Source organism: Micromonospora sp. CNB394, assembly GCF_000374985.1.
Classification (GTDB): domain Bacteria; phylum Actinomycetota; class Actinomycetes; order Mycobacteriales; family Micromonosporaceae; genus Micromonospora; species Micromonospora marina.
Map to the genome: position 1 here is coordinate 121,136 of NZ_KB895825.1, position 10,757 is coordinate 131,892.

General features: G+C 72.5%; 12 protein-coding genes. 7 read left to right on the forward strand and 5 right to left on the reverse strand.

Annotated elements, in window-relative coordinates; translation table 11 throughout:
- Positions 1-169 precede the first annotated feature (169 nt).
- The 3 genes from C569_RS0100535 to C569_RS0100545 all read left to right on the forward strand — a co-directional run bounded on the left by C569_RS0100535 (position 170) and on the right by C569_RS0100545 (position 1,770).
- Positions 170-553 carry a Fur family transcriptional regulator gene (locus C569_RS0100535; RefSeq protein ID WP_018783861.1) on the forward strand — a complete coding sequence of 128 codons (384 nt, stop codon included), beginning with the start codon at positions 170-172 and terminating at the stop codon, positions 551-553.
- A gap of 492 nt (positions 554-1,045) precedes the next feature.
- A complete protein-coding gene (locus C569_RS0100540; protein ID WP_018783862.1) occupies positions 1,046-1,315 on the forward strand; it encodes a BON domain-containing protein in 270 nt (89 codons plus the stop codon).
- Between the two features lie 53 nt (positions 1,316-1,368).
- Positions 1,369-1,770 (forward strand): hypothetical protein, encoded by a 402-nt coding sequence (locus C569_RS0100545; protein ID WP_018783863.1) that lies wholly within the window; start codon positions 1,369-1,371, stop codon positions 1,768-1,770.
- A gap of 7 nt (positions 1,771-1,777) precedes the next feature.
- Here the strand turns inward: C569_RS0100545 and C569_RS0100550 are convergent, their stop codons facing one another.
- Positions 1,778-2,167 (reverse strand): DUF4190 domain-containing protein, encoded by a 390-nt coding sequence (locus tag C569_RS0100550; RefSeq protein WP_018783864.1) that lies wholly within the window; start codon positions 2,165-2,167, stop codon positions 1,778-1,780.
- A gap of 65 nt (positions 2,168-2,232) precedes the next feature.
- Entirely contained in the window at positions 2,233-3,441 is a 1,209-nt protein-coding gene (locus C569_RS31655; protein ID WP_018783865.1) for a DUF2254 domain-containing protein, read from the reverse strand.
- Positions 3,442-3,695: 254 nt separating this feature from the next.
- Between C569_RS31655 and C569_RS0100560 the strand changes: the two genes are divergently transcribed.
- On the forward strand, positions 3,696-4,448 hold the full coding sequence (locus tag C569_RS0100560) for an N-acetyltransferase (RefSeq protein WP_018783866.1): 753 nt from the start codon (positions 3,696-3,698) through the stop codon (positions 4,446-4,448).
- Positions 4,449-4,519: 71 nt separating this feature from the next.
- Here the strand turns inward: C569_RS0100560 and C569_RS33550 are convergent, their stop codons facing one another.
- From C569_RS33550 to C569_RS0100575, 3 genes are all read right to left on the reverse strand, one after another.
- Positions 4,520-5,467 carry a hypothetical protein gene (locus C569_RS33550; protein WP_018783867.1) on the reverse strand — a complete coding sequence of 316 codons (948 nt, stop codon included), beginning with the start codon at positions 5,465-5,467 and terminating at the stop codon, positions 4,520-4,522.
- Positions 5,460-5,987, reverse strand: coding sequence for a DUF421 domain-containing protein (locus tag C569_RS0100570; protein ID WP_018783868.1), 528 nt, complete (start codon positions 5,985-5,987; stop codon positions 5,460-5,462). The genes C569_RS33550 and C569_RS0100570 overlap by 8 nt, the downstream gene beginning before the upstream one ends.
- 486 nt (positions 5,988-6,473) lie before the next feature.
- Complete coding sequence (locus C569_RS0100575; RefSeq protein ID WP_018783869.1) at positions 6,474-7,031, reverse strand: GNAT family N-acetyltransferase; 558 nt, start codon at positions 7,029-7,031, stop codon at positions 6,474-6,476.
- A 116-nt stretch (positions 7,032-7,147) separates the two neighbouring features.
- Between C569_RS0100575 and C569_RS0100580 the strand changes: the two genes are divergently transcribed.
- The 3 genes from C569_RS0100580 (at position 7,148) to C569_RS0100590 (ending at position 10,757) form a co-directional block, all read left to right on the forward strand.
- On the forward strand, positions 7,148-7,858 hold the full coding sequence (locus tag C569_RS0100580; RefSeq protein ID WP_018783870.1) for a siderophore-interacting protein: 711 nt from the start codon (positions 7,148-7,150) through the stop codon (positions 7,856-7,858).
- Entirely contained in the window at positions 7,858-9,099 is a 1,242-nt protein-coding gene (locus tag C569_RS29575; protein ID WP_018783871.1) for an MFS transporter, read from the forward strand. Before C569_RS0100580 ends, C569_RS29575 begins: the two co-directional genes overlap by 1 nt.
- A 221-nt stretch (positions 9,100-9,320) precedes the next feature.
- Positions 9,321-10,757, forward strand: a complete 1,437-nt coding sequence (locus tag C569_RS0100590; protein ID WP_231394698.1) for an MFS transporter — start codon at positions 9,321-9,323, stop codon at positions 10,755-10,757.

The window sequence follows — 10,757 nt, forward strand, 5'->3', positions numbered from 1 at the left end:
TGCAGCACCGAGACGGTCAGCGCGATCCTTGCACATATGCGTAATGCATAATGGGTGCGGATGTCGAAATGCCCGCAGCGAGGCGTGAGCGCGCGCCACCGACCAGCCGCAGCGGGCCGGCCATGGAGCGGAACGGAGACGGCACACGGTGAGCGAGGCGACGACCGGCATGACCCGCAACACCCGCCAACGCGCCGAGGTGCTGGCGCTGTTGCGCGAAGTCGACGGCTTCCACAGCGCGCAGCAGCTGCACCAGATGCTGCTGGATCGCCAGGCGCGGGTAGGCCTGACCACCGTCTACCGGACACTGCAGCTGCTGGTCGACACCGGTGAACTCGACTCCACCAAGTTGCCGGGCGGAGAGCAGCTGTACCGGCGGTGCAGCCAGAGCCGCCACCATCACCATCTGGTGTGCCGCGGGTGCGGCCGGACGGTCGAGGTCGCCGGGCCGGCCGTGGAGCGGTGGGCGGACCAGGTCGCCAGCCAGCACGGCTTCACCGACGTCGGCCACACCATGGAGATCTTCGGTACCTGCGGCACCTGCGCCGCCTGAACTCCGTCCCGCCGGGTGATCTGGCGGCGTATGCCGGACGCGGTGTCGCCGACGGTGACAGGTGATCGGACTCAGGTCACCGGGGCTGGGCGCAGGGGGCCGTGCCGCGGTCGTGCGGCCGATGACAATCGAAGCGGAACTCATTATCGTGACGGTGTCCGCGAGGTAGGGGGTACCTCAGGTGAGGCGGACCCGGCCGGCGCGGCGCCCCTCTGCGGAACGCACGTCGGCCGGCCCTTGCCGGGGCGACGAGGGTTGGGGCGCCCCGGGGATCACTCACGCGATCCACAGTCACAAGCGTTGCCGCATGCCGTACCCCTGCCCCGGGCCAGCAGGAGATACCGCGGCCGGCGCGGAATGGGACGATCGGGCGAGCGAGGCGGCGAACTGTCACACCGGCGGGTGCAAATCGTCACGGTTCTGTCGTGTTCCCGGCCGAACCCTCGGGGTACGGCCTGAAGAACCCGACATCGATGTGTGAGGAGACCCGCCATGACCTACCCGTGGTTCTTTCCGGAAGGGATGCCGCCGCTGTTCCACGAGGGCCCGGCCACCAACGACACCCGGTTGGCGTGCCACGTCGTCGAGCAGATGAGTCGTGACCCGCTGCTGCGCCACCAGCACATCTGTGTCGAGGCGCAGAACCGGGTCGTGATCCTGGAGGGCCGGGTCGGCTCGGCCGAGGCGCTGGCCCGTGCGCGCGCACTCGCGTGGGCCGTGCCCGGGGTGCACGATGTCAACGTCAGGGTGTCTGTCGCGTGACGCCGGCAGGTGAGGACGACAGGAGAAGCAGGTCATGGCAGTCGATCCCATCGGTGCTGGCAGCGCTCTCGGCAGCGGCGCTGCTCGTCACCGGCTGCGCCAGTCAGCCGCGTGACCCCCAGCCGACCCCGGAGCCGACCCCCACGGTCCGGCTGGGCACTGTCGCCCGCGCCGAGGTGGGTGCGCGGCTCACCGTGACCGCCACCGTCGACCGTGTCGTCACCGGCACCGCCTTCGTGGTGCGCGACGTCGACTTCACCGACGGGAAGCTGCTGGTGCTGTCCGCCGGCAAGGCCACCGCGGAACCCCCGCAGTTGGTGACAGTGGTCGGCACCGTCGTCGACTTCTCGTACCGCGACCTGTCCGGCCGCTACGAACTCGGGCCCCCGGATGCGTACCGCGACTTCGAGGGCGGCCGCGCGCTCGTCGCCGAGGACGTGACCGTGTGGAAGTGACGGGTCGCTAGTTGTCGAGTCGGTCGCGTAGGTCGTCGACCTGCTGCTGGAGCCGGTCCACGGCGCTGTCGTCGTTGAGGAACGTGGTGATGCCCGCGCCGAGCGCCAGTCCGAGCAGCAGGGCGAGCACACTGAGCACCAGGCCACCGATGGCCACCCCGCGGCCGGTGACCCCCGGTCTCGCGGCCATCTTGAGCCCCACGATGCCCAGGACGACGCCGACGATGGCGAGAACCACGCCGATCCAGGCGAGGATGGCGGTGAGTACGCTGAACAGCGCTGCCACGCCGAACACGAGGGCGAGTGCGGCGGCGGTGCTGGTCTTGGCCGTCGTACCGGTTCGGCCGGCGCGGGTCGACGCGCCCGTGCCTCGGGCGGGTTCGCTGGACGCGGTCATGGCACTCCCTCCGGTACGCCGTGCGGCGCGGACTCGTAGCCGCCGCCTTCCCCGCTACCGGCGACTCATGCGTCCCGGTTCACGATCCTGCGGGCGATGTCGGGCAGATGCTCCGGCAACGCCACGGCACGCAGGTCGGCCAGCACGTCGTCCAGGAGGCGGGTGATCCGCGGCTGGTCGCGTCCCGCCCGCCGGACGTCGTCGACAGCGACCGCGAGGAAGCCGTCGAAGTCCTGCGTCCGTGCCCGTACGCGTGGAGTGCCGTCGGGATCGTCGACGAACATGCGGTGACCGGGCCGGCCGGCCAGGCGGCGCAGCAGGTCGTGCATCTCCTGGACGCTGCGGACCGCGGTGGTGGTGTCGTTGATTCCGGGTGACAGGGCCCGCTCGGCGATGTCGGTCAGCTGCCGGAACCCGAACCCGACGTCCTGGCCCAGGGTCCGTTCGACGTCGAGGCTCACCGCGACGCATGCCCGTACCTCCGGCACGGTCCCGGGGAAGGCATCACCGGGCAGCGGGTGGACCGCGATCAGCGGTTGCCCGGCCACCACGAAGTCGCCCGGCGCGGGCAGGACCGACAGGGCGCAGTCGTGCTCGCGGGCCAGCGCGGCGAGCCGGTCGAGGTCGACGTGCTCGACCATGCCGGGTTGGGCCGCGGCGATCACCTGCACCGGCGGTGGCAGCGGCGTGACGGGCGCGGCGGCCGGGCCGACCGGATACTGTTCCTCGATCACGCGGCGGGACTGGGCGCCGACCGCAGCGATGATGTGCGAGACCCGCATGACAGTGGTGACGTGGTGCAGGTAGTAGACGAACAGCCCGCTGCTGGCGAGCACGAGCGTCATCGTCACGGCGAGGGACAGTTCGGGCAGCCGGGCATCGGCGTCGGCCGGCAGCGCCGCCAGCACCACCATGGCGAACAGCGCGGTCGCCAGGAAGGTACCCAGTGCGGCCTGCGTGATCCGGTCCTGCAGGAAGGTCCGCAGCACCCGGGGGGAGTACTGGCTGCTGGCCAGCTGCACAGCCACCATGGTGATGGAGAAGACGAGCGCGGTGAACGAGATCATCGCGGTGATGATCGACGACAGCAACGACCGGGCACCGGCCACACTGCTGGGCAGGAAACCGCCGGTCGGCAGGCCCAGTCGCAGCTCGGCCACCGACAGACCGAGGGCCAGCAACACGGCTCCCGCGGCGAACGCCGCCGGCACCAGCCAGAATCCCGACCACGCCGCCGCCAGGCGGGACCGGAGGGTACGCGGAGCGCTGCTCATGCCGCCGTAGTTCCCCGGCGCGTGCCTTTTGCATGCCTGCCGACGGGTCTGTTTACCCGAGGGGCGACCTCGACCTGACGCACGCGGGTCACGCTGCCGGCGATGGACTGGCTGTGGACGCAGGACGTGCTGCCGAGGACCCCGGTCTGGGTGTACTGAGCGCACTCCCCGGTGAACCGTCGCGAGGCGCCCCGATCCCGCGTATCGGCGGGCGGCGGGGGTATGCGCCAGCATCGGACGGGAGGTGGTGAGCCATGAGGCTTCCTGGCAGGATCGTCGACGACCTGCGGTCGGACGTGGTGGCGCCGCCACCGGTCGACGAGGTGGCGGCAGGGCGACTCCTCGTACGCGCGGCGGAGCATCAGGATCTCGCCGGCATGTCCAGGGCACACGTCGACCTCCTCCCGATCGGGCTCTTTCCGTCCCTCGGAGCCCGGTTCGTCCGGCGATGGCACCGTACCTACCTGAACTCGCGGCACGGTCTGGGCCTGGTCGCCGTCGACGCCGGATCGAACGGTGCGGTGGTCGGGTTCGTTCTGGGCACCAGCGACCAGGTGGCGTACGCGAGCGGGTTGGCCGCCGACCGGCGGGCGCTCTGCTCCCTGGCGCTCGCCGGCCTCATGGCGATGGCCGTCCGGCCGCGCGTGGCGGGCCGTCTGCTGCGGTCGCGGGTACGGCCGTGGACCCGCCGGTTCCTGCGCCGGCGGGTGCCCGCGTCGGCGCCGGACGGGCCGGCTGCGGCCGGGCAGGTGGCCGTGTTGAGCGCGCTGGCCGTGCATCCGCAGTGGCGCCGCAGCGGGGTGGGCGTGGCGCTGGTGGCTCACTTCCTCACCTCGGCCCGCAGCGCGGGCGCGATCCGGGCCGAGGCGGAGACCTCGACCGGATCCCACGGCGCGACCAGCTTCTACGAGCGGTTGGGCTGGGCAGCCGGCACGGCGCGGTACGCGCCGGACGGCGACGTGGTGCGCACGTACCACCGTCGTCTCGCGGAGACGCGCGAGGGCTGACCGCATCATCACCGCTCTGCAGGCGCTTGCGTCGGCGGGTTCCCGGTCCGCTACCCGGCCGACGGCGGCGCTCACTCGTCCGGTTGGCGGCGCTCGTCCTCGGCGCGCTCCCGGCTGAGGAAGAACGCGCCGAGCGCGCCGGCCAGCGTGCCGAACACCGCTACCGAGTACGCGGCCAGCACCAGCTCCAGGATCTGCGCGAACGTGTCGTCCCCGGGCAGCGGTTCACCGGTGATGGTGGTGAAGGCCGCGTCGTGCAGGGCCCGGGGGAGGCTGCGGTAGGAGCCGGTGACGACGAGCAACTGCCCGGCCGCGAGGATCACGGCGATGGTCACCACGGCGAGCCATGCCAGCCGGTCGGTGAGCAGCCGGCCGGCGGAGCGGGATCCGCGGATCGCGGCCGCGACGACGCCGCCGCCCCGGGCCGCCCGCAATGCGCTCGCGGCGCGCAGGAACCGCAGGAACGGCACCGCCAGGAAGATCAGTTGCCACCAGTTGTGTTTCCAGAACTCGCCGGCACGGTGACGGGCGAGCCAGGCGCGGAGCGTGAACTCGGCGACGAAGACCGCCCACAGGATCCAGCTCGTGACGGTGAGCACGGTGCTGAGCGGCTCGTCGTGGACGACCGCCTGGGCCAGGACGAGCAGCAGGAAGATCAGCCCCAGGACGCCCATCGGCTTGTCCAGCCGGCGGGCGAGGCCGTTGAGGCGGGCGTCCTCCTCGCGGTGTCGCCGGCCGGGATCGTCGCTCACCCTGCCGCAGCCTACCCGCGCGCCGGTCCGGGAACCTCCGGTCGCGGCGGGACCGCCTCGCAGATACTCCTTCCGCCACGCGCTGACGGCCTCCTCGGCGGCGCGGACCACGTTGCCGAGCGCGACGAAGCCGGTCCAGCACCACCACAGCAGCGTCACCACGACGACACCGGACACCACCTCCGCGACCGCCAGGTCGCGGGCCACGGGCCCGGTGACGTTGAGGGGACCGGGATCCGCCTCCCCGGCTGCCGCGTGGTCACCCATCGGGCCGCGCCGTCGCGTCGGGCACGTCCGCGAGGCTGCTGCCGTCGCCCAGCCGGCCGCGGGTGATGACGCTGAGGCTTCCGTCGGTCTCCAGCACCACCGCCGCGAGGTCACCCAGATCGCCGGTGCCCTGGCTGCGTGCGGCCTGCCGGATCTCGCTCTCCGCCACCCGGACGCCGCGCATGGCCTCGTACCGGAGCTGCCCGTCCCGCAGCAGCAGGGTCGGGCGTGCCTTGAGCAGCAGCTGCGACCACGGCCAACGGACCGCGAGCAGCGCGGCTCCGTACTGCAGGCCGACCAGCAGAACCAGCGCGAGGATCCCCTCGACCAGGGAGACGTCCCGGGACAGCAGGATCGTCGCCAGGGTCGAACCCAGCGCCACGGTGACCACGAAGTCGAAAGCGTTGAGCTTGGACAGCGTCCGCTTTCCGGACACCCGCAGGATCGCCACCAGGGCCGGATAGACGAGCAGTGCGACGACGAGCAGACGCAGCAGGTCCGCGGGGTTCTTCCACACCATTGCGTGGAGCTACCCAGGTGGTCCGGCCCTTATCCGCCACGAGCCGGACCACCTGGCGCGGACGCGGCACTCAGCCCGATGATCGCTGTCGCTTCGGTCTCCACCACGAACTCGGGTCTACAGAGAGCCTGCACGCCGATGATGTTGCGCAGCGCGGCGTGGTCTCCCACTCGGCACCAGCTTCGCGGAGCACGGTGACGGCCACGACGACGCCGTTGACGACAGTGGCCGTCACGGTGCGGGCACTGCCTGCGCCGCAGCCTCGGCACCCCAGTCGTCGCGTTCGAGTTCCCTCGCCCGCGTGATCACCGACGAGGTCCAGGGGATCTCGCGGTGGAACTGCGGGAGGGTTCCGCTCGCCGAGAACGGGGGCGACGCACGAGCCGCTGACGCGTCGCACCAACAGGGCCGGGTCTTGGGGCTCGCCGGCCTCCCGGCCGCCGGGCCGGCGCCGCCGTCGTACGGGGGCCGCCCGGGGTGCCCGGCTCAGGCCGGCGAGTGGCTCGCCTCGAACCGCTCGCGGGTCAGGAACGCCAGCTGTGCCCGCTTGTCCGGCATGTCGATCTCGGACGCGAAGGTGAAGCCCTCGGTCCGTAGCCGTCGCAGCGCTGCCTCGTTGCGCACGTCCGGCTCGACCACGATGCGCCGTGCGGCGGGATCCCGCAGGAGGAACCGGGCCAGTGCCGGAACGATGGCGGTGGTGAGGCCGCGGGCGTAGCGCCGGGGCGGGTTGAGCAACAGGTGCATCCCGATGTCCCCGGGCTGGACCGGGTAGCGTTCGCCGACCGGGTCCGCCTCGGGGCGGTAGGTCTGGAACAGGCCGACCGGTTCACCGTCGAGCAGGACCAGGTACGCGTGATGGGTGTCCAGCCCGTCGAGGAAGGTGTAGATCTCGCGCACGTCGTCGAGGCTGTGTCCGCCCATTCCCCAGAACGCGTTGCGGGGCAGGGTGACCCAGCCGTGCAGCAGTTCGGCGTGCTGGTCGGGGCGCACCGGCACCAGCGTCAGGTCGCCGAGGCCGGGAATCTGTTCCTGGTAGGTCACGGTCTCCTCTTTCGGGGCGGTCGTATCGGCGAGGCTCACCCCGGGATGGCGGTTCCCCAAGCGGCAAACTTAGGCTAACCTAACCCGGCTGTGGCAGACCTTACCTGGAGGGGCTCGTGAAACGGAACTGGGAGGGCCTGGTGCTCAAGGCCATGGGGGGCCGGGACTTCCGGCTCACCGTGTTGGGCACCGAGTCGGTCGATGGGCACTACCAGCGCCTGCTCCTCGACGACGGCGGGCTGCTGGCGGCCTGCGGCACGCACCCGACGATGTGGATCCGGCTCTGGTTCGACAACGACGGACGGGCCCACCAGCGGGCCTACACACTCGTCGACCCGGATCCGGCCACCGGACGGTTCACACTCGAGTTCGCCGTGCACGACGGCTGCGCCGCCCGCTGGGCGGTCGCCGCGCGGGTGGGCGACACCATCGACGCCACCGTACAGGGCAGCGCGTTCGCGCTGCCCGACCCGGCGCCCGAGCACCTCTACCTGGTCGGCGACGCGGCCTCGCTGCCGGCGGTCAACAGCCTCCTCGACGCCGGCGCGGACATCCCCGCGACGGTCTGGCTGGAGTTCGCCCACGAGGGCGAGAAGGCGCTGAGCCTGCGCACCCGCGCCCACCACGACGTGACGTGGGTGCCCCGCCGCGACGACGGCCGGCACCTGGTCGACACCGTCTGCGCGGGGCTGCCCGGCGGCGCGGCCGCGCACTACTGGGTGGCCTGCGAGGCGGCCAGTACCCGCAGCATCACCCGGCACCTGCGACGCACGCTCGGTGTCGGCAAGCACCAGCTCACCGCGCTCGCGTACTGGCGGGCCACCTGATGGGCAGCCTCGGGATCCTCACCTCGCTCTACGTCACGCAGTATCTCGGCATCGGCTTCATCACGGTCGGGCTGACCGCGATCCTCCGCGACGGCGGCACCTCGCTGGACACGCTGGCGCTGCTCCAGGTGGTCGGCCTGATCTGGCCGATCAAGTTCCTCTGGGCGCCGCTGCTCGACCGCTACGGCTCCCGGCACCGTGGCCACTACCGCTCCTGGCTGCTGGTGCTCCAGGCCGCGCTGGTGCTGACCCTGCTGGCGCTGTTGCCCTTCTCCCGGCCGGCCGACCAACTCGGCCCGGTCATCGGCGTCTGCGCCGCGTTCGTGTTCTTCTCCGCCACCCAGGACATCGCCGCCGACGCCGTCGCGGTGCGCCTGCTGGCCGCGTCGGAGCGGGGCACCGGCAACGGCATCCAGGTGGCCGCCAGCTACCTGGGGAACCTGCTCGGGGGCGGCGCGTGCGTACTGGTTTACGACCGTTTCGGCTGGGCCGCGGCAATCGGCCTGCTGGCCGCGCTGACGGCCGTCGGGCTGCTGGTGGTCTGGCAGTTCCGGGAACCGGAGCGCACCGACCGGGTCGTGCGCATCGGCACGGCCTACCGGGCGCTGGTGTCGGTGTTCGGGCAGCCCGGCTGCCGGTGGTGGACCTTCGGCGTGGTGCCGCTGGTCTACGTGGGCGCCGGGATGGCGTACGCGCTGGTGACGCCCGCGCTGGTGGACGCCGGCTGGTCGCTGGGCCGGATCGGTGTGGTGACCGGCGTGGTGACCAGCGTGCCGGCGATCGCGGCCGGCCTGGTCGCCGGTCTCGGGGTGGGCCGCTTCGGCCGCGCCGGCGTCCTGGTGGCCGGCGGGGTCGCCCTCGCGCTGTCCACGGTGGCGCTGCTGCCGCTGATGAACGGCCGCGCGCCGCTCGCCGGCACGGTCGCCGCGCTCTGCTCCTTCCTGGCCGCGTACACGATCGCCAACGTGGTGCTCTACACGGTCAACATGGACTACTCCCGGCCGGGCAGCGGGGGCACCGACTTCACCGTGCTGTCGTCGTTCGGGCTGGTCTGCTCGTTCGTGGCCGCCTCGATCGGGCTCGCCGCCGCCGAGCGGTTCGGCTACCCGGCCGTCGCGCTGGCCTCGCTGGTGCTCGTCGCGGCCGGGGTGGCGGTCGGCGTGACGCACCAGCGCCGGTTCCCGCCGTCCGGGCCGGCGATCCGAGCCGCTCACCCGCGGGCGGACCTGCTCGCCGGGTAAGGCCGCCCGATCTGATCGCCGCGGCAGTCGCCGCGCGTCCCGTCCGCACTACCGCTGGGAAGTCGCATGAGTTCGATCGGGAGCCCGGCCGTCCGGCTCACCCGTCTCGTACCGGCGCCGGTGCCGGCACCGTGACGCTCGACCCCACGGGCGTCGGTCCGGCGCCGGCCGCGAGCGCGGACCGGGCCGCCACGGCACCGGCCGCCGTACCGCACCGCTGGCTGATCCTGGCGGTGCTCTGCCTGGCCCAGCTCGTGGTGGTGCTGGACAACACGGTGCTGACAGTGGCCGTGCCGGTGCTGACCGTCGAACTGGACGCGGGAACGGCCGACGTCCAGTGGATGATCAACGCGTACGCGCTGATGCTGTCCGGGCTGCTGCTGACCGCCGGCAGCGCCGCCGACCGGTACGGGCGGCGGCGGATGCTGCTCGCCGGACTGGTGCTGTTCGGTCTCGGCTCGGCGGCGGCCGGGCTGGCCCGCACAGCCGAGCAGCTGATCGCCGCCCGTGCCGGCATGGGTGTGGGCGGTGCGCTGCTCGCCACCGCCACCCTGGCCGTCGCCATGCAGGTCTTCGACGCGGCCGAGCGCTCCCGGGCGATCGGTATCTGGGCGGCGACCAGCGCGCTGGGCTTCGCCGCCGGACCGCCGATCGGTGGGTTCGTCCTGGCCCACCTGCCCTGGGGTGCGATCTTCCTGCTGAACGTCCCGATCGTGCTGGTCTGCCTGCTCGCCGGCCGGATGCTGGTGCCGGAGTCGAGGGATCCGGCAGCGGGGCGCCTCGACCTGGGCGGGATGACGCTGTCCACCGCCGGCCTGACCGCGATCGTCTGGGCGATCATCTCCGGTCCCGAGCGCGGATGGACCTCGGCGCCGGTGCTCGGCGTTGGCACGGCAGGAGCGCTGCTGCTGGTGCTGTTCGTCGGCTGGGAGCGGCGGTGCGCCCACCCGATGCTGGACATGCACTTCTTCCGGGACCGCCGCTTCGTCGGCGCGGTCTGCGGCGTCGTGCTGATCACGTTCGGCGCCACCGGGGCGCTGTTCCTGCTCACCCAGCAGCTCCAGTTCGTCCGCGGCTACCCGGCCTGGGAGGCGGGGCTGCGGATGGTGCCGTTCGCGTTGTCCATCGTGGCGCTCAACGTCAGCGGCGTGGCCGCGCTGGTGATCCGTCGGCTCGGACTGCCGGCTGCCATCGCGGCCGGCATGACCCTGCTGGCCGGCGGCCTGGCGCTGGTCACGCACGTCCGGTCCGACGGCTACGGCGCGCTGCTGGCCGGGTTGCTGGTCATGGGTACGGGATGCGCGCTGGCGAACCCGGCCATCGTGGAGGCGGTGATGAGTGCGATCCCCACCCACAAGGCCGGTGCCGGAGCTGGTGTGGACGGCACCATGACCGAGGTCGGCAGCAGTCTGGGGGTGGCCGTGCTGGGCGCGGTGCTCAACGCCCGGTTCGGCGCGTTGCTGCCGGCTGCGCTGGCCGGCGCCGGCTCGTTCCCGGCCACGCTGGCCGCCGCCGGCCCCGACCGGGAGGTGGTGACCGCCGCCTTCGCCGAGGCGTTGCGGACCGGCCAGACGGTGGGCGCGGCCGCGGTCCTGGTCGGTGGTCTGGTCGCCGCCGCCCTGCTGTGGCGCGCCGACCGGCTGGTGCGGCGGGGCTGA

Excerpts from the sequence above, each read along its gene's own strand:
- C569_RS0100535 (WP_018783861.1), top strand. The coding sequence starts at position 170 with ATGACCCGCAACACCCGCCAACGCGCCGAGGTGCTGGCGCTGTTGCGC.
- C569_RS0100540 (WP_018783862.1), top strand. The coding sequence starts at position 1,046 with ATGACCTACCCGTGGTTCTTTCCGGAAGGGATGCCGCCGCTGTTCCAC.
- C569_RS0100550 (WP_018783864.1), bottom strand. The coding sequence starts at position 2,167 with ATGACCGCGTCCAGCGAACCCGCCCGAGGCACGGGCGCGTCGACCCGC.
- C569_RS31655 (WP_018783865.1), bottom strand. The coding sequence starts at position 3,441 with ATGAGCAGCGCTCCGCGTACCCTCCGGTCCCGCCTGGCGGCGGCGTGG.
- C569_RS0100560 (WP_018783866.1), top strand. The coding sequence starts at position 3,696 with ATGAGGCTTCCTGGCAGGATCGTCGACGACCTGCGGTCGGACGTGGTG.
- C569_RS33550 (WP_018783867.1), bottom strand. The coding sequence starts at position 5,467 with ATGGGTGACCACGCGGCAGCCGGGGAGGCGGATCCCGGTCCCCTCAAC.
- C569_RS0100570 (WP_018783868.1), bottom strand. The coding sequence starts at position 5,987 with ATGGTGTGGAAGAACCCCGCGGACCTGCTGCGTCTGCTCGTCGTCGCA.
- C569_RS29575 (WP_018783871.1), top strand. The coding sequence starts at position 7,858 with ATGGGCAGCCTCGGGATCCTCACCTCGCTCTACGTCACGCAGTATCTC.